The sequence below is a fragment of the Kitasatospora purpeofusca genome, assembly GCF_000718025.1.
Taxonomy (GTDB): Bacteria; Actinomycetota; Actinomycetes; order Streptomycetales; family Streptomycetaceae; genus Kitasatospora; species Kitasatospora purpeofusca.
Genome location: NZ_JODS01000012.1, coordinates 156,357 through 179,640 on the forward strand (window position 1 = coordinate 156,357; position 23,284 = coordinate 179,640).

Annotated in this window: 20 protein-coding genes; 16 read left to right on the top strand and 4 right to left on the bottom strand. The window is 74.1% G+C overall.

All coding sequences use genetic code 11. The annotated features are described in order from the left end of the window. The first annotated feature begins 3 nt into the window (after window positions 1-3). The 11 genes from IF01_RS0119200 to IF01_RS0119250 all read left to right on the top strand — a co-directional run bounded on the left by IF01_RS0119200 (window position 4) and on the right by IF01_RS0119250 (window position 12,954). Window positions 4-1,050 (top strand): hydroxyacid dehydrogenase, encoded by a 1,047-nt coding sequence (locus IF01_RS0119200; RefSeq protein WP_208624331.1) that lies wholly within the window; start codon window positions 4-6, stop codon window positions 1,048-1,050. 527 nt (window positions 1,051-1,577) lie between these two features. After that, window positions 1,578-2,609 carry a serine hydrolase domain-containing protein gene (locus tag IF01_RS41980; RefSeq protein ID WP_051755667.1) on the top strand — a complete coding sequence of 344 codons (1,032 nt, stop codon included), beginning with the start codon at window positions 1,578-1,580 and terminating at the stop codon, window positions 2,607-2,609. A 121-nt stretch (window positions 2,610-2,730) separates the two neighbouring features. Continuing rightward, the gene (locus IF01_RS0119210) at window positions 2,731-3,915 is read left to right on the top strand and encodes a lysine-2,3-aminomutase-like protein (RefSeq protein WP_078880096.1); all 1,185 of its coding nucleotides are present in this window, start codon (window positions 2,731-2,733) and stop codon (window positions 3,913-3,915) included. Further along, entirely contained in the window at window positions 3,908-5,110 is a 1,203-nt protein-coding gene (locus tag IF01_RS0119215; RefSeq protein WP_030394678.1) for a hypothetical protein, read from the top strand. The genes IF01_RS0119210 and IF01_RS0119215 overlap by 8 nt, the downstream gene beginning before the upstream one ends. Next, window positions 5,107-5,844, top strand: a complete 738-nt coding sequence (locus tag IF01_RS0119220) for a class I SAM-dependent methyltransferase (protein ID WP_030394679.1) — start codon at window positions 5,107-5,109, stop codon at window positions 5,842-5,844. The genes IF01_RS0119215 and IF01_RS0119220 overlap by 4 nt, the downstream gene beginning before the upstream one ends. Next, window positions 5,845-7,095, top strand: coding sequence for a preATP grasp domain-containing protein (locus IF01_RS0119225; RefSeq protein WP_030394680.1), 1,251 nt, complete (start codon window positions 5,845-5,847; stop codon window positions 7,093-7,095). Continuing rightward, window positions 7,095-7,661, top strand: coding sequence for an SET domain-containing protein-lysine N-methyltransferase (locus tag IF01_RS44050; RefSeq protein WP_030394681.1), 567 nt, complete (start codon window positions 7,095-7,097; stop codon window positions 7,659-7,661). The genes IF01_RS0119225 and IF01_RS44050 overlap by 1 nt, the downstream gene beginning before the upstream one ends. Next, window positions 7,658-8,812 carry a GNAT family N-acetyltransferase gene (locus IF01_RS0119235; protein WP_030394682.1) on the top strand — a complete coding sequence of 385 codons (1,155 nt, stop codon included), beginning with the start codon at window positions 7,658-7,660 and terminating at the stop codon, window positions 8,810-8,812. Before IF01_RS44050 ends, IF01_RS0119235 begins: the two co-directional genes overlap by 4 nt. Then, window positions 8,809-9,591 carry an alpha/beta fold hydrolase gene (locus tag IF01_RS44055; RefSeq protein WP_030394683.1) on the top strand — a complete coding sequence of 261 codons (783 nt, stop codon included), beginning with the start codon at window positions 8,809-8,811 and terminating at the stop codon, window positions 9,589-9,591. Before IF01_RS0119235 ends, IF01_RS44055 begins: the two co-directional genes overlap by 4 nt. Then, window positions 9,588-10,856 carry an MFS transporter gene (locus IF01_RS0119245; protein ID WP_030394684.1) on the top strand — a complete coding sequence of 423 codons (1,269 nt, stop codon included), beginning with the start codon at window positions 9,588-9,590 and terminating at the stop codon, window positions 10,854-10,856. The genes IF01_RS44055 and IF01_RS0119245 overlap by 4 nt, the downstream gene beginning before the upstream one ends. Before the next feature lie 253 nt (window positions 10,857-11,109). Beyond that, window positions 11,110-12,954 (top strand): hypothetical protein, encoded by a 1,845-nt coding sequence (locus IF01_RS0119250; protein WP_030394685.1) that lies wholly within the window; start codon window positions 11,110-11,112, stop codon window positions 12,952-12,954. Between the two features lie 80 nt (window positions 12,955-13,034). Here IF01_RS0119250 and IF01_RS0119255 read toward each other — a convergent pair whose 3' ends face one another. From IF01_RS0119255 to IF01_RS0119270, 3 genes are all read right to left on the bottom strand, one after another. After that, window positions 13,035-14,066 (bottom strand): hypothetical protein, encoded by a 1,032-nt coding sequence (locus IF01_RS0119255; protein WP_157855283.1) that lies wholly within the window; start codon window positions 14,064-14,066, stop codon window positions 13,035-13,037. 956 nt (window positions 14,067-15,022) lie between these two features. Next, complete coding sequence (locus IF01_RS0119265) at window positions 15,023-16,480, bottom strand: sensor histidine kinase (protein WP_244215557.1); 1,458 nt, start codon at window positions 16,478-16,480, stop codon at window positions 15,023-15,025. Next, window positions 16,473-17,150 carry a response regulator transcription factor gene (locus IF01_RS0119270; protein WP_030394688.1) on the bottom strand — a complete coding sequence of 226 codons (678 nt, stop codon included), beginning with the start codon at window positions 17,148-17,150 and terminating at the stop codon, window positions 16,473-16,475. The genes IF01_RS0119265 and IF01_RS0119270 overlap by 8 nt, the downstream gene beginning before the upstream one ends. Before the next feature lie 156 nt (window positions 17,151-17,306). Here IF01_RS0119270 and IF01_RS0119275 point away from each other — a divergent pair, with 156 nt between their 5' ends. From IF01_RS0119275 to IF01_RS44060, 4 genes are all read left to right on the top strand, one after another. Continuing rightward, window positions 17,307-17,957 (top strand): DedA family protein, encoded by a 651-nt coding sequence (locus IF01_RS0119275; RefSeq protein ID WP_030394689.1) that lies wholly within the window; start codon window positions 17,307-17,309, stop codon window positions 17,955-17,957. Beyond that, window positions 17,954-18,583 (top strand): phosphatase PAP2 family protein, encoded by a 630-nt coding sequence (locus IF01_RS51050; RefSeq protein ID WP_030394690.1) that lies wholly within the window; start codon window positions 17,954-17,956, stop codon window positions 18,581-18,583. The genes IF01_RS0119275 and IF01_RS51050 overlap by 4 nt, the downstream gene beginning before the upstream one ends. Further along, on the top strand, window positions 18,580-19,284 hold the full coding sequence (locus IF01_RS0119285; protein ID WP_051755669.1) for a phosphatase PAP2 family protein: 705 nt from the start codon (window positions 18,580-18,582) through the stop codon (window positions 19,282-19,284). Before IF01_RS51050 ends, IF01_RS0119285 begins: the two co-directional genes overlap by 4 nt. Window positions 19,285-19,429: 145 nt before the next feature. Then, window positions 19,430-19,999 carry a hypothetical protein gene (locus IF01_RS44060; protein ID WP_051742711.1) on the top strand — a complete coding sequence of 190 codons (570 nt, stop codon included), beginning with the start codon at window positions 19,430-19,432 and terminating at the stop codon, window positions 19,997-19,999. 118 nt (window positions 20,000-20,117) lie between these two features. Here IF01_RS44060 and IF01_RS0119295 read toward each other — a convergent pair whose 3' ends face one another. Continuing rightward, on the bottom strand, window positions 20,118-21,497 hold the full coding sequence (locus tag IF01_RS0119295; protein ID WP_030394693.1) for a cytochrome P450: 1,380 nt from the start codon (window positions 21,495-21,497) through the stop codon (window positions 20,118-20,120). A gap of 563 nt (window positions 21,498-22,060) precedes the next feature. On the opposite strand from IF01_RS0119295, the gene IF01_RS42000 reads away from it, so the two are divergent. Then, complete coding sequence (locus IF01_RS42000; protein ID WP_157855284.1) at window positions 22,061-23,146, top strand: polyprenyl synthetase family protein; 1,086 nt, start codon at window positions 22,061-22,063, stop codon at window positions 23,144-23,146. The last annotated feature ends 138 nt before the right edge of the window (window positions 23,147-23,284 follow it).

The following is a 23,284-nucleotide window of genomic DNA, read 5'->3' on the forward strand; positions in this document are numbered from 1 at the left end:
CCCATGACCGACCCCCGACCGGCCGACCCGGCACCCCCGGGCCGCCGCCCCCGCGCCGTGCTCGCCATGCACCGCGACCTCACCGGCCGGCTCTTCGACACCGACACCCTGGCCCGCCTCACCGAGCTCGCCGAACTCGACCCCGCCCTGGTGCTCGACGACTTCGGCACCGAGGAGGCCCGGGCCGCCCTCGCCGGGGCCGAGGTCATCGTCTCCAGCTGGGGCTGCCCCGCGATCGACGGGGACGTCCTCGCCGCCGCCCCGCAGCTGCGCGCCGTCATCCACGCGGCGGGGTCCGTCAAGCACCACATCACCGACGCCTGCTGGGAGCGCGGCCTGCGGGTCACCTCCGCCGCCTGGGCCAACGCCCTGCCCGTCGCCGAGTACACCGTCGCCGCCGTCCTGCTCGCCAACAAGCAGTTCCTGCGGATCCGCGAGGACTACCGCGGCCGCCGCGGCACCCCGCACGACTGGCAGCGCGGCTACCCCGACGCGGGCAACTACCGGCGCACCGTCGGCATCGTCGGCGCCTCCCGGATCGGGCGCCGCGTGCTCGAACTGCTGCGCCCCCACGACCTCGACCTGCTGCTCCACGACCCGTACGTGGACGAGGCCGAGGCCGCCGGGCTCGGCGCGCGCCTGGTCGGGCTGGACGAGCTCTGCGCCGCCTCCGACACGGTCAGCGTGCACGCGCCCGAACTCCCGGCGACCCACCATCTGATCGACGGCCGCCGGCTCGCCCTGATGCGCGACGGCGCCACCCTGATCAACACCTCCCGCGGCTCCCTCCTCGACCAGGACGCGCTGGTCCGCGAGCTGGTCACCGGGCGCCTCGACGCCGTGCTCGACGTCACCGTGCCCGAGGTGCTGCCCGCCGACTCCCCGCTCTACGACCTGCCCAATGTGGTGCTCACCCCCCACATCGCCGGGTCCCTGGGCCGCGAGCTGCACCGGATGGCCGCCGCGGCCGCCGACGAACTGGCCCGCTACGCGGCCGGGCAGCCGTTCGCCCACCCCGTCCTCGCCGAGGACGCCGACCGCACCGCGTGACCCCGCGCGCCAGCGCACCGCACCGCGTGACCCCGCGCGCCAGCGCACCGCACCGCGTGACCCCGCGCACCAGCGCACCGCACCGCGTGACCCCGCGCACCAGCGCACCGCACCGCGTGACCCCGCGCACCGCCGGCACCGGACCGACCTCCCGTCGCTCCGGTGCCGGCGTCGACGTTCTCACCGACCGCGTGTTCGAGGAACCCCTCGGGGGCGAGCACGGACAGGCCGGCAACGGTAAAGGAATCCCCCTTCATCCGGCATTCATCGGCAAAATGCACAGCTCGGGATCCGTCATGAAAAGGGGCTCCTACGCACTGTTGTCATGGCAGGGTCCGGATGCGAGTATTGCGCCTGGGTGATCCGGACACGGAGTGTCGACTCCGGATGCCCTTGATCGTTGTCGCCGTATCGGCGAGCACGTCCACGGGGGTGGATCTTTCACAGCCGGTTTGGGGGTGAGGAGTGTGCGATCAAACGGAAGTAATCGTTCCGGCCGTGCGGCCCGCGGGCCGACCCGGCCGGCGGTGCCCCGCGGCCTCGCGGAGGCGCTCCGCGCCGGCCACGCCGCGACCCCCCGTCAGCCCGGTGTCCTGGCCGCCCTGCGCGGCGAGGACTGGCACTGGGCCGGGGCGAGCGGTGTCGCGGACGCCGCCACCGGGCGCGAACTGCGTCCGACGGCGGCGGTACGGGTGGCCTCGGTCACCAAGACCTTCACCGCGGCCGCGGTGCTGCGGCTGATGGAGCGCGGCGACCTCCGACTGGAGGAACGCGTCTCGGCGCTGGCCTCCGACGCGGTCCTCGGGGCGCTCGCCGAGGGCGGCTACGAACCGGCCCGGATGACCGTGCGCCAACTGCTCCAGCACACGGCCGGCCTGTACGACTGGGGAGGCGATCCCGCCTACGACGAGCAGGCGTTCGCCGACCCCGGCCACCGCTGGAGCCGCCTGGAGCAGGTGCGGTGGGCGGTCGAGCACGGGCGCCGACTCTCCTCCCCCGGTGCGGAGTTCCACTACTCCGACACCGGTTACGTGATCCTCGGCGAGGTGCTCGAACGGGTCACCGGGCGGCCGCTGGCCGCCGCCTACCGCGAGCTGCTCCCGCTCCGGGAACTGGGCCTGGACTCCCTCCACCTGGAGTCGCTGGAGCCCACCCCCGGGGCCGGCGCGGACCGCGCGCACCAGTACGTGTCCGGTACCGACCTGCTGGCCGTCGATCCGTCCTGCGACCTCTGGGGCGGCGGCGGACTGGTCTCGACGATGTCCGATCTGACCGCGTTCGTCCGGGCGTTGTTCCGGGGCGGGGTCTTCGAGCGGCCCACCACGCTCGCGGCCATGCTGGCGCCCGTCGCGGCGCGCGGCGCGGAGGGGCGCGGCATGGGGATCCACCGGATCCCGCTGGGGTCCGGCCGGTGGTGGGGCCACTGCGGCAGCTGGGGCGTGGTCATGGCGTACGAGCCCGACCGCGATCTCGCGCTCGCCACCACGGTGACGAGACAGCCCGAGGACCCGGACGAACGACTCCACCCCGGGCGGGCACTCGTCCGGACGGCACGCTGAATTACCGGGCAGTAAAAGCGCACCGAAATGTGCGTCGAGAAGAACATGTCATTGAGAACAGCCGGTCATTGATACGGGCGCTGGCATTGAATCCATGAAACCGCACAGGACAGGCGGAGCCATGCGTAATCGTCCCCGCACAATCAGGACCACCGAGTCCCTGTTGGAGAACGGCCTCATCGACGAGGAGAGCCTGCCGGAGATTCGCGATGTCGCGAAGCGGTACGCCGTGAGCATCACCGGGGTGATGCAGGAGCAGATCGCGCACGTCGACGATCCGGTCGCCAGACAGTTCGTCCCCACCGGGGCCGAGCTGCTGATCACCGCGGAGGAGCGCGCCGACCCGATCGGCGACGACCCCTTCACCCCGGTCAAGGGGATCACCCACCGCTACCCGGACCGGCTGCTGCTCAAGCCGATGCACCTGTGCCCGGTCTACTGCCGCTTCTGCTTCCGCCGCGAGGTGGTCGGCCCCGGCGAGGGCATGCTCGGCCAGGCGGAGCTGGAGGCGGCCCTCGACTACATCCGGGCCCACGAGGAGGTGTGGGAGGTCATCTTCACCGGCGGCGATCCGCTGATCATCGCGCCCACCAAGCTCCGCCCGATCATGGCGGCGCTGGACGCGATCGAGCACGTCAAGGTGATCCGCTTCCACACCCGGGTGCCGGTGGTCGACCCCGAGCGGGTCACCGACGAGTTGGTGGAGGCCCTGGCCACCGAGACCCCCGTCTGGGTGGTGGTCCACACCAATCACAGCCAGGAGATCGGCGAGGCGGCGCGCGGCGCGCTGCGGCGCCTCAACCGGGGCGGCGTCCCGCTGCTCAGCCAGACCGTGCTGCTGCGCGGGGTGAACGACACCCCGGAGGCGCTGGAGGGGCTGTTCCGGACCCTGGTGGCCAACCGGGTGAAGCCCTACTACCTGCACCACGGCGACCTCGCCCAGGGCACCGGGCACTTCCGCACCACGATCGCCGAGGGCCAGGAACTGGTCCGGCGGCTGCGCGGGCGGGTCTCCGGGACCTGCCAGCCCACCTATGTCCTCGACATCCCCGGCGGCCACGGGAAGGTGCCGATCGGCCCCTCGTACCTGGAGCCGGGCGAGGACGGCGCGGACGGAACCGGCGGAACGGGCGGCGGGAGCGAGACCCATGTGGTCACCGACCCGTGGGGCGAGCGCCACCACTACCCGCCGCGCGTCGCCGCGACGACGGCACCGGCAGCACCGGCAGCACCGGCCACGACACCGGCCACCACCACGGCCACGGACCCGGCCACGGACCCCGAGGAGGACCCGACCCATGACTGAGGACCTCGCGTCCCGGTCCGCCCCCGCCCCCGCACCCGCCCGCCGCCCCGGCTCCGTCGCCTTCGCCGACCCCGGGGGCGTCACCTCGGCGCTCAGCTGGTCCGCCCCCGAGCTGACCGCCGGCCTGGCCTGGTCGGCGCTGACCCGCACCTTCGCCGCCGAGGCGGCCGGCCTGCTCGGCGACCAGGTGAAGCTGCACGTCAACGGGGAGCCGGTGGTCGACCACGACCCCTGGCCGACCACCGACGCGGACGCCGACGGACCGGCCGCCTGGCTGGACCGCCAGCACGCCTTCGGCCCGGACGACGACCGCTTCGTCTACGCCCGCGCCGTGCAGGAGCACGACCGGACGCTGTTCCGCACCGTCGTCGAGCTGCTGGCGCCCCACCTCTGGCGCCTCGGACTGCCGCCCGGCCACGTCGAGGTCGAGGTGTTCCACGGCGCCTACCGGAACACCCCGGGCGGCATCCACCGGGAGGGCTGCACCAACCTCCACCTCGTCCTGGCGGGCCGCAAGAGCATGCACTTCTGGCGGGGCACGGACTGGGTGCCGGCCGGCACGGCGATCCGCGAGGACGTCGAGCCCGAGTCCGAACTCCCCGAGGAGTACCTGCCGGACCTCGACCGCCGCTCGGTGGCGGAGCACGGCCACGCCCTCACCGCCACCACCGGCGGCGGCTTCTTCTGGCGCAGCGGCATCTGGCACGTGGGCGAGACCCACGAGCCGTCCGTCGCGCTGAACATCGCCTCGTACACCCGGACCCTGGACGTCGGGGCGAAGCTGCTCCCGCTGTGGGGCGACCGGCTGCACGGCGAGGTCCCGGCCGACTGGCTGGCCGACTACCGGGAGCACGTCCGGTCCACCGGGGACGACGCCGCCGTGCTGGCGCGGCTGACCGCGCTGGGCATGCGGCCGGCCCCGCCCGACGCGCCCGGCAGCGTGCCGCGCTCCGTGCGCCGCGAGTCGACGGCGCCGGTGCTGTGGTCGCCCGCCGGGCCGGGGCGGCTGACCGTGGCCGCGCTGGGCCACGCCGCGGAGTTCGCCGACGGCCCGGTCGCCCGCGACTGGCTGGAGGCGGCGCTCACCGACCGTCCCGCCGCGCGGGAGGTGCCGCAGGAGTGCGGGCGGCTCGCCCAGTGGCTGTGCGCGCAGCGGATTCTCGAACCGATCCCCGAACCGATGGAGGCATCATGACCGACACGTCCCCCGCGGACACCTGGCAGCTCTCGGACACCGAGGTGTTCAGCAAGTACGGGGACGCCTTCGTCCCGCGCCGGGCCGAGCAGACCGCCGCCGTGTGCGACCTGCTGGCCGGCCTCCCCCTGCCGCACGTGCTCGACCTGTGCTGCGGCGAGGGGCGGCTGTCCGAGGAGTACCTGCGCCGCGACCCGGAGGCCAGGGTCACCGTGCTGGACCGCTCCCCCGAGATGCTCGCGCTGACCGCGAAGCGGCTGGAGCCGTTCGCCGACCGGCACGACAGCATCGAGGCGGACATCGAGGACCGGCTGTGGCGCACCGGTGTCAGCTACGGCGGCGTGATGACCTCGCTGGCGGTCCACCACCTCGACGGCGAGGGCAAGCGGCTGCTGTACCGGGACATCCACGCGATGCTCGCGCCGGGCGGCGTCTTCGTGATGGCCGACCTGGTGGAGCCCGCCGGTGCCACCGCCCGCAAGCTCGCGGGCGACCACTGGGAGGAGGCGGTGCGGCGCGCCTCCGAGGAGCAGTTCGGCGGCGACGAGGCGGCCGTCGCGTTCGAGCGGACCGAGTGGAACCACTACCGGCTGCCCGGCCCGGACCCGGTCGACAAGCCGTCCTCGGTGGCCGAGCACCTGGACTGGCTGCGCGAGGCGGGTTTCGTCGAGGTCGACGTGGTCTGGATGTACGCGGGACACGCCCTGTTCACAGCGAAGCGGAAGGCGAACTGAGTGAGCGAGCAACCGAGCCGCACGATTCTGGCCAACATCGTCAGCGAGATCATGGCCGAGCAGCCGACGGACGCCTACCGGCGGGCGATGGCCGCCGCGACCCCGCGCAAGCTCTGGCAGGCGCGGCCGGGCGACTGCGTGGTGATGCTGGCGCCGTGCACCCCGGCCTTCCGCGACTACGTGGCCGAGGTGGTCGGCCTGGACGTGGACCGGGTCGAGATCGTCGCCCCGCCGGAGGTCCGCGGGGTGCACGCGCTGGAGGTCGCCGCCGACCTCGGCGCGACCGAACGGATCGCCGAACGGCCCGAGTTGAAGCCGTTCGTGCTGGACGGACCGGTGCTGGAGTTCGGCCGCCGCACCGGGGTGCGGGTACTGCCGTACACCCGGCTGCCGGAGGACAGCACCCTCGACGCGCTGCGCCTGATCAACACCAAGGACGGCTTCCGCCGGACCGCCGCCGGTCTGGGGCTGCCGGTCGCGGACGGCGGCTTCGCCGAGACCGCCGCCGAACTCGCCGCCGCCCTGGTGGAGTTCCTGACCGACCGGCCGGCCGCGATCATCAAGACCAACCGGGGCTCCAACGGCTTCGGCAACACCGTGATCCGGTCGAACGGGCCGGAGTCGGTCCAGCGGCAGGTCCTGGACGCCGTGGCCGGGCAGCCCGCGCGCGACTGCGGCTGGGTGTACGAGGAGTTCCTGCCGTTCACGGCGACGCCGAGCATGGAGCTGTCGATCGACGACCGGGGCGCCACCGACTTCTACACCTGCGACCAGCGCACCGTGAACAACGCCTGGACCGGCATGGTGACCCCGGCCGCCGAGGGACCCCACCACGAGCAGCTGCGCGAGGCGGCCGCGGCCATCGGCGGCTGGCTGCACGGGCAGGGCTACCGGGGCATCTACGACGTGGACTGCGGAGTGTACGACGGCGGTTACGTCGTCACCGAGGCCAACGTCCGCCGCACCGGGGGCACTTACCTGGAGGAGCTGGCGCGCCGGCTGCGGCCCGGGGACTCCCCGGTGCACTGGCGGGCGGACGTCAGGATCGGCCCGGACGGGCTGGACTTCGCGGGCGCGGCCGCCAAGCTGGCCTCGGCCGGACTCGCCGACCCCGGGGCGGACGCCCGGGCCGTGCTGACGGCGGACACCCGCGCGGTGGACGGCAAGTGGCGCTACCTGGTGGTGGGCCGGGAGGACGGGGCCGTCGCCGAGGTCGAGCGACAGCTGGAGCAGATCCTGGGGATCGACTGATGCTGCACTCCGCCCTCCACCCCGGTTTCAGCGCGGTCGCGGGGACCGGCCTGGTCGCGCTGCGCGACATCCCGATGGGCACGGTGCTGTGGGGGCCGTGCCCGCAGTGCCGGACCTGGGACGCCGCCGAACAGCTCACCCTGTCGCCCCGGGTCGTCGACTGGCTGGACGAGTTCGGCTACCGGCTGGCCGACCGCAGCCTGCTGCTCCCCTGCCGGGGCGCGCACCTGCTGAACCACTCCTGCGAGGCCACCGTCCTGGACCACGGCCTCGCGGGGGGCCTCGCGGTCCGCGACATCCGGGCCGGCGAGGAGGTGACCGGGGACTACCGCACCTTCCGCTACGACGAACCGTGGGAGTTCGACTGCCGCTGCGGCGCGGGGAGTTGCCCGGGTTCGGTGCGCTCCTCCGCCGGCGGGCCGCCGGCCGAGCTGGCCGGGGAGTGGGACCGGCGGATGGCACCGGCGCTGGCCGCCGCCGCCGGCGTGCCGCAGGAACTCCCGCTGCGGGCCGGCCAGGTGGACGGCGCCCCGGCGGGCCGCCGCGACCCGGGGGAGGCGACGTGACCGCCCTGCGACCCGAACCCACCGTCCGGGCCGAGCTGTTGCGGATCGAGGAGGTCCCCGCCAGGTCCTGGCTGACGCTGCTGGGCGAGCGGGACCTCTTCCTGCTGCCCGGCTGGATGGAGGTCGGACCCGGCACCTACGGCGGCGGTCTGCGCGACGCCCGGGCCGCCCTGGTCGACCGCGACGGCACGGCGGTCGCGGGTACGGCCGGCTGGCTCTTCGGGCGCGAGTGCACCGAGGACCTGTGCCGCCCCGACGTCCTGCTGGAGATCCCCGAGCCGCGCGGGGCCCCGCTGTTCCCGACCCTGCTGGCCGGCGGCTGGTACGACAGCCGGGTCGCGCACCGGCCCGGCGGCGCCGCACTGGCCGAACTCGCGGCCGTGGTCGACTCCCTGGAGGAGTGGGGGCGTTCGCAGGGCGCCGCCTCGGTCTGCTGGCCCAGCGTGGACGAGCGGGAACGGGACCTGGTCGCCCTCCTCGCCGAGCGCGGCTACCGGCGCTTCCCGCTGACGCCCAGGTGGGCCCTGGAGGGTCCGTGGACCGGCTTCGACGACTACCTGGACCGGATGACCAGCAAGCGCCGGGTCTCGGTGCGCAGCGAGCGGCGCCGGGTGCGGGCGGCGGGCATCACCTGCCGGACGGTACCGCTCACCCGGGAACTGGCCCGGCCGCTGGTGGAGCTGGCGGAGGAGAACGTGACCCGGCACGGCGGCCGGGTCGACCTCGACCGCTACGCCGACTGGGTCGCGGCGCTGACCGGGATCGAGGACGGCCGGGCCGAGGCCCACCTGGCCGAGCGGGACGGGCGGATCCTCGGCTGCGTGGTGTCCAGCACCTACGCCGGGCGGGTGTACGCGCTGTTCCCGGGCTTCGACTACGAGCAGATCGCGGGGTTGCCCGTCTACTTCGAACTCGCCTACTACCACCTGGTGGAGCACGCCGCCGCGCACGGCTACCACGCGGTGGAGTACGGCCCGGCGGCGGACGAGGCGAAGAACCTGCGGGGCTGCGTCGCCCATCGGCAGGCGTTGTGGATCCGGGGCCTGGACCCGGCGGCGGAGCGGCTGGTCGCCGAACTCGCCGACGAGGCGACCGAGGTCACCGATGGCGGCACCCCCGCGGCCGACGCCCCGGCCGGGGGCGGCACATGAGCCCGCCGACCGTCGTACTCGCGCCGGGCGGGCCCGGTCTCGGCGGCGAGACCCTGGCCGGGCTCCCGCTGCCGCCCGGCTGCCGGCGGTTGGTCGCGGCGGGCGACTGCGGGCCGGGCGGCGACCCGTTCGCCGTCCAGACCGACCGGCTGGTCCGGCTGCTGGAGACGGCCGGCGCAGAGGGGCCGGTCGTCCTGCTGGCCCACTCCGCCGGCTCCCGCCCGGCTTTGCGCGCCGCGGCCCGGAGCCCCGGTGGGGTCCGCGCGGTCGTGCTGGTCGCCGCCCAACTGCGGGACCGCACCGACCATCCGGAGCTGCTGCGGGAGCGCCTCGACGCGCTCGACGGCCCGCTGCGGGAGACCGCGCGCCGGGCCCGGGCGACCGCGCCCGACCGGCTGCCGGCCGAGGACGAGGAACTGCGCGAACTCCTGCTCGCCGACCTGGCCCTGACCTTCCCCGCCCTCGGACCGGCCCAGCACGGCTTCCTGGCCGCCTGCGCCCGGACCTGGGACGTCCACGCCGTGCGCGCCGTGCTCTCCGGGCGGGTGCCCGAGGAGGACCTCGCGGCGACGGCCGCCCGGGTGGGCGCGCCGGTACTGGTCGTCAACGGCGAGCGGGACCCGTGGGCCGGCGCCCCGTCGGCGCACGAGCTGGCCGCGGCGCTGCCGGACGGCCGGGCCCGGACGGTGCCGGGGGCCGGGCACGTGCCGTGGCTGGACGACCCGGAGGCGGTGGGCCGACTGCTGGCCCGGACGGTGGAGGAGGCGGCGCCGGCGTGAGCTACCGCAAGGTCCTGGCGGACCGGATCTGTGCCCAGCTCGCCCTGTCGACCGCGGTCGGCCGGTTCGCCCAGGTGATGTTCGACGTCACCGTGGTGATCTTCGTGGTGCAGGACCTGCACCGTCCCGCGGCGGCCGGCCTGGCCGTGCTGCTGGCGACCCTGCCCGGCCTGCTGCTCAGCCCGCTGAGCGGCGGCTTCCTGCAGGGCCGCAATGTCACCGCGTGGATGGCGGCCGACTATCTGATCAAGGCGGCCGCCACGCTCGGCATCGCCTTCGGCGCCTCGGCCGGTGCCGGCGGCATCTGGACCCTGTGGGGCCTGGCTCTGCTGTCCTCGCTGACCAGCGCCTTCGGCAATGTCGCCTTCCGCAGCTACGTCGCGCTCTCGCTGCCGGCACCGCTGCGCGGGGCGGCCAACGGCCTCGATTCGATGATCTCGGGTCTGGCCGCGATGGCCGGGCCCGCGCTGGCCGGGATCGCGGTCACGGTGTTCGGCGGCCGGCACAGCGTGGCGGTGGTCGGCGCGGCCTATCTGGCCGCGGCGCTGGTCGCGGCCGCCTCGGGGCGCACCACCCCGGAGGCCGGCGGCGAGGTCGGTCTGCGCAGTGCCGCGGAGGCCGTGCGCGGGATCCTGGTCCACCCGGTGCTGCGCGGGCTGACCGGGGTGTACTTCCTGTACCAGGTCGCGGTCGGCGTCCTCGTGGTCGCGCTGCCCCAGCTGGTCTCGGCCGGGTTCGGGGCCGCCCCCTCCTGGACCGGCACCAGTTGGTCGATCGCGGGGGCGCTGGGGATCGTGTCCTCGCTGGCCGCCGGGCACCGGATCACCGACGGCGCGGAGCGCCGGTTCCTGGTCGTCGGCGCCGCCCTGACGGCGCTCGGCCTGGCCGGGCTGTTCCTGCACTCCGCCGTGTTCTGGCTGGCCGCGATGTTCGTGCTGCTCGGGGTGGCGGTGGGGCCGATGGACGTCGGGCTGCTCAGCCTCCGGCAGCGGTTGCTGCCCGACACCGGGGCGACCGCGACGCTGGCCGTCTCCGCCAGCCTCAACATGGCCGGCTATCCGGCCGGGGCCATGGTCGGCGGTCTGGTGGCCGGACTCGGCCTGGGCACGCAGACGGGGGTCGCCCTCGGGTGCTCCCTGCTCTCGCTGGCCCTCTGCGCCCGGCTGCCGGTGCGCCCGGTCGGGGCCGGACCGGCCGACGGGGCGTCCACCGGGGCTGCTCCCGGGGCGGCCGCTCGGGCCGCCGAGTCCTCGGCCGCGCAGTAGCGGTCCGCACCACCCCCGCCGCCGGCCGGTGAGGCCGGCCGGCGCGGTGCACCTCTTCCCTTCTTCCCGCACCTTCGGACCTCTCGCACCCTTCGACCTGTCACTTCCGATGGAAAGTCAGGACCATGGCGACAATTGGAGTCATCTGCACGATCCTCGTCCGCCCGCGCGGCCTCGGCGGCCCTGCCGAGGCCTGCGGGGCCGGCCCGTCCACCGGCGCCCCGGCCGTCCGGTGCGCACCGGGAGCTCGGTCATGATCCCCCGGACCGCCGACGGCACGACCGCCGTCGACCCCGACGCCGGGCACGGCGCCGGGCACGGCGCCACCGCGATGCTGCTCGCGGAACTCACCCGGAACGGGCGGATATCCCTGCGCCTCGCCTGCTCCCGGCTGACCACCTGGGAATCGCTGCTCGTGCAGCACGTCCTCGGCCGGGGCGACGTCGAGTTCCTCGCGGCCGACCCGGACGGCCCGGCCGACCCCGACAGCCCCGGCGGCCCCGGCGGCCCGGAAGCCCCGGGCCCGGACACCGTCACGCTCACCCGCTCACCGCTGGCCGGCCTGTCCCTCTGGGCGCCCGGCGAGCCGCCCGGCCCCGAGGCCGAGCACCTCGGCGGCCTGCTGGTCCCGGCCGAAGTCCTCGACGCCGTGGCCGAGGAGACCCGGGTGATCGAGGCCCGGGAGGCCGCCGACCGGCACGAGGCCGACACCATCCTGCGCACCTGGGAGAAGAACGGCGAGCTGGACGAGCGGCTCGCCCGGCTGGCCGACTGGGTCGAACGGGTGGAGAGCGTCTACATCCTGATCGGCCGGGACGTCTTCTCGAAGTCCGACGCGGGCACCAACACCCTGACCCGGCAGGGCCTGCTGACCGGCCTCCGGGCGTCCCCGGTCGACGACTGGCGGCCCGCGGACCGGCTGTTCGTGGTCCTCGCCTACTGCCTGTTCGTCAGCGGCCGTTCGGTGCGCTTCGAGGAGTTCAACGGCCTCCAGCTCTCCGCCACCGGCCTGCGCGAGTTCCTGCTCGACCGGCACGCCCAGTACTGCGCCGCGCTGGACCGCGGACCGAGCGGCGCGGCCGGCCTGCCGCTGCTCGAACTGGCCCAGGTGGTGCGCGATCTGATGCACGACGTCGACCGCTCGGAGCTGATGCGCTACCGCCGGATCAACGGGCTGACCTTCGTGAAGAACGAGCGGCTGCTCGACTTCCCGCTGCCCCGCGACCCGGAGACGATGCCGGAGCTGGTCGCCCGGCACGGCCGGCTGAACCTCGGGGTGGACCCCACCGGCGACGTCCGGGCGGACCTGCGGGCGATGACCCTGGCCGCCGTCGCACTCGACGCGACCGCCGACGCCGACCCCGGACCGGAGCCCCCCGGACAGGGCGCGGTCGGCGAACTGCTGGCCGCCGTCGTGCTGTCCTCGATCGTCGCCACCGACGCCGACTACGGCATGAGCAGCTCGGTGCGCGACCTGTCCGGGCTGCGCGGCGTCCGGCCCGGCAGCGCGGACGGCGTCCTGGCGCTGAAGAAGGGCGACTTCTTCTGCTGCTGCCTGCCGCACCCGACCCGGATGGCCGAGGTCGGCGACGAGACCGCGCCGATCCTGTGGCGGTCCGCCCAGCGGATGATGTACAACCGCTGGCACTTCGCCCCGGGCGAGTACGACCGGGCGGAGATCCCGGAGAAGCGGCACTACTTCTTCCCGCCGCAGGTGCCCGACATCGCGGAGCACGCCGAGCACCACCACGGCGGCCATGTCGCCTCCCGGGTGCGGTACACGATCCGGGCGCCCGGCGCCCAGGTCTGGCACCCGCCGTTCACCGTCTTCGGCCACGGCTACCGCGGCTGCTACGACATCCGGCTGGTCCGGATGGAGGGCCCGCCGTTCACCACCACCGAGCTGGCCGAGGCGGTGCGCCACTGCTCCCTGGTCGACGAGCTGTGGCGCACCCTCGCGCAGGGCCTCCAGAGCGGCACCCTGCACGTCCCGCCGGTCGCCGGCTTCGACCGGTCCTGGTACGAGTCGCGGGGCTGGGAGCGGCTGCGCCCGTTCGCACTCGCCACCCGTACCCCGGCGCGGGTGGACCCCGTCTGACCCGGTGACCGGCCTGCCGGACCTCCGGCGGGCCGGTCACCACCCGGCCCCCGCCCGCACCCGGACTTCTGCAACAGGCTCTACGAGTAGTCGGCGAGGTCGATCCCGCTGTCCACGCCCGAGCCGTCGATGCTGAACTTGCCGGTGTTGCCGTACCGGTCCCACGCCGTGATCACCGGGCTGAAGTACACCCGCCAGGTGTGGACCGGCCCGTTCGGGATGTGCCAGCCGTCCCCTCCGGTGGTGGCGTGCACCCAGGTGAAGCACAGGTACTGCTCGGGGTACGGCCGGTCGTAGACCCGCGCGTAGTCCCACCACTTGTTGCCGTCGGGGAAGTTGACGATCAGCCCGCCGTACCCGCCGTCGCCTTCGTACGAACTGCCGTGCGGCTCCTGGTACCAGACGTAGGAGCCGTAGAGGTTCTTGTGGTGGCTGTCGGGCTTGATGTCGCAGGCGAAGAAGCCCTCGTAACCGGGGTCGCTCCAGTAGCCCGACACCGAGAAGGTGACGAAGTAGTTGTCCGTGGAGTCCAGCGACAGGTAGTAGTTCCAGGCCTCGGTGGTCACGTACTCGGTGTCGTTCTCGTACCTGGTGGCCGTCCTGGAGCAGTCCCAGTTGACGCCCGACCGCCGGTGGACCAGGGCCACCAGCGGGTCGAGCGTGACCTTGCCCTCGAAGGAGCCCGATCCGGCCGTGGTCGTGTACACCTTGCCGGTGTCCGTCTCGACCCAGGCGGAGACCGACTTCCGGTCCGCGCCCGGCCAGCAGCTGACGTAGAAGGTGAACCTCTGCGTCCCGTCCTCCGCGAGTTCGGGCTCCGCAGCGGCCCGGCTGCCCCCGCCCGGGACGTGGTGGAAGTAGCGGTCCTCCCGGTCGGTGAAGCACCAGCCGTCGCGGCCCTGCCAGTTGAGCTTCTCACCGCTGACGTGGTCGACGAGGTTCACCCGGTTCGGCCAGGAGATGTCCCCGTAGTAGGTGCCGCCGTTCTCGTCGGTCGGTCCGACGCTGACGGTCACCGCGACCTGGTTCCGGCCGTTCGCGTAGATCTCGGCGCCCGGACCTCCGGTCTCCAGCATCAGCGAGAGCTCGGACACTCCTGCCCATCGGGTCATGCGCGGTCTCCTCCGCTTCTCGGTTCGACGGTGCGCCGCCAGGGCTTCGCCCGGGGCGCGGCCTTTCGGGTCGCGCCCTATCGCTCGGTGAACGAGACGGTGGGATGCAGCCCCGGGATCTCCTGCGGGACCCGGTCGTCGCGGCGGTCCGGGCCCGCTGCCGCCCGCCGGGCAGAACGTCCGGTCCGTCCGGTCGGCCGCCGTCCGGATCGGTGCGGCTGCGCGGATTGCCCCGCGCGTCGAAATCCGTGCTCGTGATGTCGCTGCGGGTGTTCCGTGCCGGACCGGTCCAAGTGACCGTGCGCCGGGCCGGAAGCTGGAACCGGGCCGGCTGCTGGTCGAATTACTCGCCGATCCGCGCGCAGTACCCGGTGTCGGTCGGCTGGGAACAGCCGTTCTGCGCCGTCGTCCCCTCGGTCAGGAGGCGGTACGAATTGCAGGTCCGGGTCACCGTGCTGGTGTCCGCTCCGAAGGTCCGGAACTCTGTGGACCCGTGGAGCGGGAACACCGAAGGCATGCACCACCCTCCCCTGGTACTCCGACGCCGATCCGCTCGAATCCTTGCCCCGCACACGCATTCTCCGTACCTGCCGAAAAGCGGCCGACAATGCGGCGGAACGGGGTGGCAGGGGGTGCTGAACCGACCGAAGAGCGCCGGCCCGATCCGGCGGCAGTGGCTCAACCCCGTGAAGAGGCCCGTGAAGAGGACCCGTGAAGAGAACTGTTCCTGACGGACTGCCTTGAACACGCCGGGGCGACCGTTTCACTGTAACCCGGCCGCAGCCGATCGTGTCCCTTCCTGTAATAGTTCCGCTCCACCGAGCGGCGTGCCGGTGGCGTCGGGTGGCGCGGAGGGCGTGCCCGGGACGCTCCCCGCGCGCCGGTACCGCCGTTCGTCAGCGCCCCAGCGCCTCAGCGCCTCCCTCGGCTCCTCGACGCCTCAGCTCCTCGACGCCTCAGCGCCCCGGGGTGGCGCGGACCGGGAGGCGGGTCCGGAAGGTGCAGCCGGCCGGGGTGTCCTCGATGGTGAGGGTGCCGCCGTGCAGGGCGGCGATGTCACGGGCGATCGACAGCCCGAGGCCGGTGCCGCCGTCGTCGCGGCTGCGGGCGTCGTCGAGCCGGGTGAAGCGCTCGAACACCTTCTCCCGCTCGGCGGGCGGGACGCCGGGGCCGTCGTCGGCGACGTCGAGGACCGCCCGCCCCGTCGCCGGGTCGAGGGCGAGCCGCACCGTCACCCGGTGGCGGGCGTGGCGCTCGGCGTTGTCGAGGAGGTTGGTCAGCAGCCGCCCGAGCCACATCGGGTTCCCGGCCACCGCGACCCCGTCGGCCAGCTCCGCCACCACCTCCGTCCGCCCCGGGCCCCGGCCGTCCAGGCAGGTGCGCACCAGATCCGCGAGGTCCAGCTCCTCGGCCGGGCCGTTGTGCCCGGTGGAGTCGAGGCGGGCGAGCAGCAGCAGGTCGGCGGCGAGCGACTGGAGCCGGTCGGTGTCCTGGAGCGCGCCGGCCACCATGTCCGCGCGGACTGCGGGGTCGGGGTGGGTGTGCGCGACCTCCAGCTGGGTGCGCAGCACGGCGAGCGGGCTGCGCAGTTCGTGGGAGGCGTCGGCGATGAAGCGCCGCTGGCGGACCCCGGCGGCCTCCAGCCGGTCGAGCATGGCGTTCATGGTGTGGGCGAGGCGGGCGATCTCGTCCTCGCTGCCGGGTTCGGGCACCCGGCGGGCGAGGTCGCGGTCGCCGATCGCGGCGACCTCGGCGCGGATCGCCTCGACGGGGCGCAGCGCGCGGCCGGTCGCGCGCCAGGTGACCACGCCGACGGTGGCCACCAGGACGGCGCTGAGTCCGCCGAGCGCGGCGGTGGTGAGGTCCTCGGCGGTGTCGGCGGTGTGCAGGGAGGCGCCGACCCGGATGGTGACCGGGCCGTTCGAGGTGGCGGTGGTGAGGGTGGTGACCCGCTGGTGGTGCTCGCCGCCGAGGATGCCGAGGTCGAAGCTGTCGTGGCCGTCGTCGGTGCCGGTGAGGGCGGGGTGGCCGGCGAGGTTCTGGCTGGCGGCGACGACGGCCCCGGACGCGTCGGTGACCTGGACGAAGTCGGTGCCGGGGCCGAGCGGGAGCACGTGCGGCAGGGGTCCCTGGGCGGCTGAGGCGGCCACCGTCCGGGCCTGCTCGCGGGCGGCGGTCTCGACGGTGCGGTGCAGGTTGACCCGCATCAGGAGCACCACGGCGGCGGAGGCGGCCAGCAGGACGACGGCGACGGCCGCGCAGGCGGCGATCGTGGTGCGGGTGCGGACCGAGCGGGGTGCGAGCCGCTCGGTGGCGGCTGCGACCCTCGGCGAGCGTCGCAGCCGGGCGGCCCGCCGGCGGAGGGCGGCGAGCACGCCGGCGCGGGCGGGGCGGGACTCCTTGCGGTCAGCCACCGTCGGCCGCCAGCCGGTAGCCGACGCCGCGCACGGTCTGCACCGCGGCCCGGCCGAACGGCGCGTCGATCTTGCGCCGGAGGGCGCTGATGTGGACCTCGACGGTGTTGGCCCCGCTGTCGGGGCCGCTGTCCCAGACCTCGTCGAGGATCTCCCGCTTGGAGACCACCTCGCCCGCACGGCGCGCGAGGTGGTCCAGCACGGCGAACTCGCGCGGGGTCAGCGCGACCGGTGTCCCGGCCCGGGCGCAGGTGCGGGCGGCGGAGTCGACCACCAGGTCGCCGAGCACCGTGCGCTGCGGGGCGCGGGAGCCGATGCGGCGGGCCAGCGCCTTGAGGCGGGCGACCAGCACGACGAAGGAGAACGGCTTGGAGAGGTAGTCGTCGGCCCCGGTGTCCAGGGCCTCGGCCTCGTCCCATTCGCCGTCCTTGGCGGTGAGCATCAGGATCCCCACGTCACTGCCGGCGGCCCGCAGCCGGGAGCAGACCCGGTAGCCGTTGAGGCCGGGCAGCATGATGTCGAGGATGATCACGTCATAGGGGTGCTCGGTGGCGCGGGCCAGGCCGGACAGGCCGTCGTGGACGATGTCGACGGAGAACCCCTCGGCCTCCAGGCCGTGCTTGATCGCCAGGGCGAGCCGCTGTTCGTCCTCCACCACCAGTACGCGCATGCCCCAAGGGTCGCAGGTCACCGCGCCGGGCAGCTGAAGAGGTCTTCAGGTCTTCAGGAATCCTTCAGCGCCGTTCCGTCATGCTGGCCCTGTCAGTGGGGACCAGGCACGCCTCCGGGCGGCACGGCCCGGTCCCCTTCTCGGAAAGGCGCTTCCATGGTGCTCCCCCCGACGGCCCTGCTGGCCGTCAATCCGCTGGACGCGGGCTCGCTGCTGGCCGCGTTCGGCGCGCTGGGCATCGCCGTGATCATGTTCGCGGAGACCGGTCTGCTGGTCGGCTTCTTCCTGCCCGGTGACTCACTGCTGTTCACCGCCGGCCTGCTGTGCACCACCGGCGAGCGCAGCGGCCCGCACCTGAACCTCGGCCAGGTGCTGGCGGCCGCGGTGGTCGGCGCCCTCACCGGTGCCCAGGTCGGCTACCTGCTGGGCCGCCGCGGCGGGCGCAGCCTGCTCACCCGCTCCCGCAACAAGCACCTGCACGAGGGCGCGGCACGGGCCGAGGAGATCCTCGACCGCTACGGCCACCGCAAGGCCGTCGTGCTCGCCCGCTTCATCCCCGTGGTGCGCACCGTCCTCAACCCGCTGGCCGGAGCGCTCGGCGTGAACGTCCGCACCTTCACCGTGTGGCAGGTCGTGGGCGGCCTGGTGTGGACGGTCGGCCTGGTCATGGCGGGCTACGCGCTGGGCTCCTCGATCCCGAACGTCGACCACTACCTGCTGCCGATCGTCGCGGTGGTGGTGGCGGTCTCGCTGCTGCCGCTGGTGCTGGAAGTGGTGCGCGCCCGCCGCCGGGGCAGGACCCGGTGAGCGGGCCCGCCGGTGGAGCCGTGCGCGGGCTCGCCGTCGACGGCCGTCCGGTCGACGGCGGCCTGTACCTGCGGATGGACCACTGGGCCGAGCACCTCCCGGCACCGTTCCAGCACCTCGTCGCCGCCTGGTCGGTCACCGGACTGCTGCTGCTCGCCGCGCTGATGCTGCTCGGCTGGTGGCGCTCGCGCCGCGCCGACCACGTCCTGATGGCCCGCGCGCTGGCGGTGCCCCTGGTGGTCACGCTGGCCTTCGCCGCGGACACCCTGCTCAAGTCGGTGCTGCGCGAACCCCGGCCCTGCCAGGTCCTGGAGGCCGGCCCGACCCTGGAGGCGTGCCCCGGCGCCGGCGACTGGTCGCTGCCCAGCAACCACACCGTGATCGTCTTCGCCGGAGCCGCCGCCCTGTGGCACGTCGACCGCCGCCTCGGCGCGCTCGGACTGCTCCTGGCCGCGGTGATGGGCGTGACCCGGGTGCTGGTCGGCGTGCACTACCCGCACGACGTGCTCCTGGGAGCGCTGGTCGGCGCGGCGGCGGGCCATCTGCTCGGCCTGCTGTCCGGCCGGGCCGCGCCCCTGGTCGACCGGGCCCGCGCGGGCGGGCTGCGGAGGTGGCTGACCGCATGACCGTCCGCCCCTCGACAGCGGTCGCCACCGTCCTCGCCCTCTGTGTCGCGGCGTTCGCCGCCGTCGCCGCCCTGGTCGCCGCCCACGGCCGGGCGCCGTTCGGGTTCGAGCGCGGCGTGCTCGACTGGGTGGTGGCCCACCGGCCGGACCCGGCCGAGCGCACTGCCGAGCTCCTCACCGATCTGGGCACCGGGGTCTTCTCCTATCTGTTCGCCCTCACCGCCGGGGCCCTCCTCCTGCGCGCGACCCGCCCGCACCGGTCCCGGCCGGCGGCCGCCGCCGTGCTGCTCGCCCCGGTGGTGTGGCTGGCGGTGGGGCAGCTGCTGCGCCAGGGCCTGATGCACGGCTTCGGCCGGCCCCGCCCGCCGGCCTCGTACTGGGCCTTCACGGCACACGACTTCGCCTTCCCGTCCGGACACGCCTTCACCGGCGCCCTCTCGGCGGGCCTGGTCGCCCTCGCGGTCGTCCTGACCCGCCCGGGCGCGGCCCGTTCCGCCGCGGCGGCCGCCGCCTTCGCCCTGCTGATCGGCTGCAGCCGGGTGTACCTCGGTGTGCACTGGCCCCTGGACGTGCTGGCGGGCTGGCTGCTGGCCGCCGCCTGGCTGGCCCTGGGCGTCCTGCTGTTCCGGAAGCAGCTCCGCGCGCTCCGGGCGACCGCGCTCGGGGCGACCGCGCTCGGGGCCGACCGCTCTCCGGGGTAGGCGCCCCCCAGAGCCTGCCAACGGCGGGCGGGGGCGCGCCCGGTTTCGGCCTCGGTCGAAGGGCTTTGCCCGGGTGGCGCGGGCACGCCGAGACTCGTCGAGGCAACAAGCCACCTGGAGAAGTGACTTGAGGAGAGTGACCGTCATGAGGATCGCGCCTTCCCTCGTTCCCCGCACCGGTGTCGCACTGGGCGCCGTACTGATGGCGGCCGGCCTGCTGGGCGGGACCGCCGCACAGGCCGCCGACGGTGCCCCGGCGGCCGGCGCACCCGCCGCGGCGGCACCGGCCGTCGCCGCCGCGCCCGCCTCGGACGCCGACCAGACCGTCATCCAGGGCACCACCGGCCTGAACCGGGGCCAGAGCTGGTCCTCGCCGGACGGCAGCACCGTGCTGTACCAGCAGTGGGACGGCCACGTGGTGCTCTACAAGAACAACGTCGCCATCTGGACCGCCGTCGGCACCTACGGCGTCGGGACGTACCTCTACATGCAGGCCGACGGCAACCTCGTCGCCTACGACGCCGCCATGCGCGCGGTCTGGAACAGCCGCACCCCGTACCACCCGGGTGCCTACCTCGCGATCCAGAACGGCGGCAACCTGGCCGTCTACTACGGCGGCACGCCGATCTGGTGGTCGAACTACCGGCCCGGCGGCACCGGCCCGATCGACCCCGACCCCGAGTGCACCCCCACCACCCACCAGCTCTGCCCGTAACGGATCCCCCGCCACCGGCGACCGCCGGGGCCGCTCCCACCGGACGCGGCCCCGGCGGTCGGCGTTCGCGCGCGTGCCCGCGCCCGCACGCGTGCCCGCACCCACGACCGCGCCCACGTCATCGGACCACGACGCGCGCGTGCCGCCGCGCCGTGAGGGTGGCGGGCATCGGACCCGGGTTGAGGGTGAGTTGGGGCAGCCGCGGCGTGGTGAGGGTGCGGCGGTGCAGGTCGACGTGCCAGTGGCTGAGCAGCGAGGACAGCATCAGGACACCCTCGATCAAGGAGAACTCGTCGCCGATGCACTTGCGGGCGCCGCCGCCGAAGACGGTGACGGGCACCTGCGGCTGACCTCCGTGCGCGTCCCAGCGGTCGGGGTCGAAGCGCTCCGGGTCGGGGTAGAGGTCGGGCAGGTGGCTGATCAGGTAGGGGCTGTAGGCGATCACCGTGCCGCGCGCGATCGCGTACGGGCCGAGTTCGGTGTCCTGCTCGGTCTGCCGGGTGAGGAACCACCCGGGCGGATACATCCGCAGCGCCTCGGTGAGCACCTGCCGGGTGTAGGTGAGCTGCGGCAGGTCGTCCCAGCCGGCGGTCCGGCCGCCCAGTACCGAGTCGACCTCGGCGGTGAGCCCGGCGAGGACGGCGGGGTGGGTGGTGGCCAGGAACAGCGCCCAGTTCACGGCGCCGGCGGTGGTCTCGGTGCCGGCGGAGTACATGGTCACGGCCTGGTCGACCAGTTCCTCGTCGCTCAGCGCGGGCAGGTCGCTCCCGGGGTCGCGGGACGCGATGAGCATCGACAGCAGATTGTCCTCCGCCGGTGCCCCGTCCGCCGCGGCGGCGACCCGCCGGCGGAGGGCGGCGGTGAGGTCGGCCATCGAGCTGCGCACCCGGCGGGTGGCCCGGTCGTAGCGGACGTTGCCCGGCGTGGGGACCTTGCGCAGCCGCTTGGGCAGCAGGGTGTGCCGGGTGAAGCCGGCGAGCAGGGTGTCGAAGTCGGCGGCCAGGCGGCCGTGCAGACCCGGGTCCAGGCTGGTCCCGAACACCGCGGAGAGCACGACGTCGGCGGTGATGGTGCGGGACTCGACGGCCAGGTCGACGGTCTGGCCGTGGTGCCACCGGCGGAGCGCGAGGTCCAGACGCTCCGTCATGATGCGCGCGTAGCCGGGGAACCGGGCGTGGTGGAAGGCCGGTTGCATCAGCCGGCGCTGCCGTCGGTGCTCGGCGGCCGGGCACGAGGCGAGCCCCTGGCCACCGGCCTCGCGCAGCCGCTCGAAGAGGGGGCCGCCCTTGTCGAAGACCCGGTCGCGCACCAGTACCGCGCGGGTCAGTTCGGGGTCGCACACGACGACCAGGGGCTTGCCGAGGAAGCTGATCTCCACCAGCGGGCCGTGCGGGGGCAGCCCGCGCAGGAACGCCAGCGGCTCGCGCAGGAACGCCGCCAGGTGGCCGACGACGGGCCTGGCGCCGGGGGCCGACGGGACGGCAGCGGTGCTGGTCATGGGACGGACTCCCTTGCTGGACAGGACTGTTGGAGGGCACTGCCGGTCGGACCGCCACCGCGTCCGTCGTGACGGACGCGCCACGACGGACGCCGGGCGGATGCGGAAGTGCGAGGGTCGCCGAGCGGATGCGGCAGTGCGAAGAGCGCGGTGCAGAGACGGCGTTTGCGCGAGCGCCGGGCGGACGGCCGGCGCGGACTCCGGGAGGGCGGCACGCCGAGGCGGCCGCCGGAGTCGACGGCCCTCACTCTAGGCAACGAGTTCCGGAACGTCCATGCCGAGGTCGAAGATCATTGGCGCCGCCCGGACCCACCCCGGAGGCTGTCAATGTGACCTGCATCACCCAGGAAGGGGCGGAACCAGCACGGAGCGTGACGGTCCGACGGGCGCTACCTGCCCGGACATCCCGCCCGCAGAACGCGCTGCGTGAAAGCGGAGCCGGAATTTCCTCGTCCCGTCCCCCCTCCGGCACGGATTAATCCACGCCCCCTGGTGCGACCGGCGAAAGCCTGCTTAGCCTGTTCGTGACCTCCGGAGCGAGGTCACGGGGGAAGGAATTCATGATGACGACATCGATTCCTGCTGAGCGCGCGTCCGCGCACGGCGAAGAATCCGCACTCGTTCAGGAATGGCTCAGGAAGGACCTCGTACGGGTCAGGGAGGCACTCCAGTCCTTGGTGGCCCAGCCGCATTCCCGGATCGAGGAGCCCATCGCCTACGCGGTGGAGCACTCGGGGCGTCTGCTGCGGCCCACGCTCGTCCTGCTGTCCTCGTACCTGCTCGCCGAAGAACCCGGCCGGCGCACGCACCGGCGGGTCATCGAAGGCGCCGCGGTCGTCGAAACCCTGCACATCGCGACTCTCCATCACGACGACGTGATAGACAATGCGCAGGTCAGGCGAGGAAGGCCCAGCGTCAACGCCAAGTACGGCACGGCCACCGCCCTGCTGACCGGGGACTATCTGCTCGCTCGCTGCATGCAGGGCGCAGCGGCACTGGGGCGCTCCCACCTGCTGGCGATGGCCCAGACCCTGGCCGACATGTGCGTCGGCCAGATGCTGGAGTCCAGCCGGCTCCACGACCCCTTCCGGACCGAGCCCGAGTACTACGCCGCCGTTTCCGGGAAAACCGCCCGCCTGTTGCGGACGGCGGCCTCGATGGGAGTCCTGGGCGGGAAGTCGGAAAAAGGTGCGCAGGCCGCCCTGGAAAGCTTCGGGAACGATCTGGGAATGGCATTCCAGATCTGGGACGACATTCTCGACATCTGCAGCACGGAAACCGGCAAGGAACCGGCCAAGGACATACTCAACGGCGTCTACACGCTGCCGGTGATCTATGCCGTCCAGGACTCCCCGGACGTGCTGCTGCCGCTACTGAGCGCGCAGCCGCTGTCCGCCGACCGGTGCCGGGCCGTGGTCGAGGCCGTCCACGCGTCGGGGGCGATCACCCGGGCCGCGGAGGTGGCACAGCGTTACACCGCGAACGCCCTCCTCGCCGTGGAGTCCCACCCGGCCACGGCCGCGCACGCCCCGCTGGTCAGGCGGTGCCTGCGGGATCTCGTCGGCACCTTCGCGTCCCGCCATCCCGCGCTCGGGGCGCTGCGCGACGCCACCGGCCCCGAGGCCGAGGACCGGTCGCCGACCGCCTGACCGGCCGGCGTCACCGACCCGTTCCACCGGCCCGTTCCACCGGCCCGTGTCACCGGCCTGAACGGCCCACATGCCCGGCCCTCATGGCCCGGCCCGCCCGAGCGGCCCGTCCGGGCGACCAGCGCGCCGATGCCGCCC

Bases quoted from the DNA above. Each gene is read 5' to 3' on its own strand.
- IF01_RS0119200 (WP_208624331.1), top strand. From the start codon at position 4: ATGACCGACCCCCGACCGGCCGACCCGGCACCCCCGGGCCGCCGCCCC.
- IF01_RS0119295 (WP_030394693.1), bottom strand. From the start codon at position 21,497: ATGACCAGCACCGCTGCCGTCCCGTCGGCCCCCGGCGCCAGGCCCGTC.
- IF01_RS44055 (WP_030394683.1), top strand. From the start codon at position 8,809: ATGAGCCCGCCGACCGTCGTACTCGCGCCGGGCGGGCCCGGTCTCGGC.
- IF01_RS44060 (WP_051742711.1), top strand. From the start codon at position 19,430: ATGAGGATCGCGCCTTCCCTCGTTCCCCGCACCGGTGTCGCACTGGGC.
- IF01_RS42000 (WP_157855284.1), top strand. From the start codon at position 22,061: ATGACGACATCGATTCCTGCTGAGCGCGCGTCCGCGCACGGCGAAGAA.
- IF01_RS0119250 (WP_030394685.1), top strand. From the start codon at position 11,110: ATGATCCCCCGGACCGCCGACGGCACGACCGCCGTCGACCCCGACGCC.
- IF01_RS44050 (WP_030394681.1), top strand. From the start codon at position 7,095: ATGCTGCACTCCGCCCTCCACCCCGGTTTCAGCGCGGTCGCGGGGACC.
- IF01_RS0119285 (WP_051755669.1), top strand. From the start codon at position 18,580: ATGACCGTCCGCCCCTCGACAGCGGTCGCCACCGTCCTCGCCCTCTGT.
- IF01_RS0119270 (WP_030394688.1), bottom strand. From the start codon at position 17,150: ATGCGCGTACTGGTGGTGGAGGACGAACAGCGGCTCGCCCTGGCGATC.
- IF01_RS0119255 (WP_157855283.1), bottom strand. From the start codon at position 14,066: ATGACCCGATGGGCAGGAGTGTCCGAGCTCTCGCTGATGCTGGAGACC.
- IF01_RS0119220 (WP_030394679.1), top strand. From the start codon at position 5,107: ATGACCGACACGTCCCCCGCGGACACCTGGCAGCTCTCGGACACCGAG.
- IF01_RS0119215 (WP_030394678.1), top strand. From the start codon at position 3,908: ATGACTGAGGACCTCGCGTCCCGGTCCGCCCCCGCCCCCGCACCCGCC.
- IF01_RS0119275 (WP_030394689.1), top strand. From the start codon at position 17,307: ATGGTGCTCCCCCCGACGGCCCTGCTGGCCGTCAATCCGCTGGACGCG.
- IF01_RS0119210 (WP_078880096.1), top strand. From the start codon at position 2,731: ATGCGTAATCGTCCCCGCACAATCAGGACCACCGAGTCCCTGTTGGAG.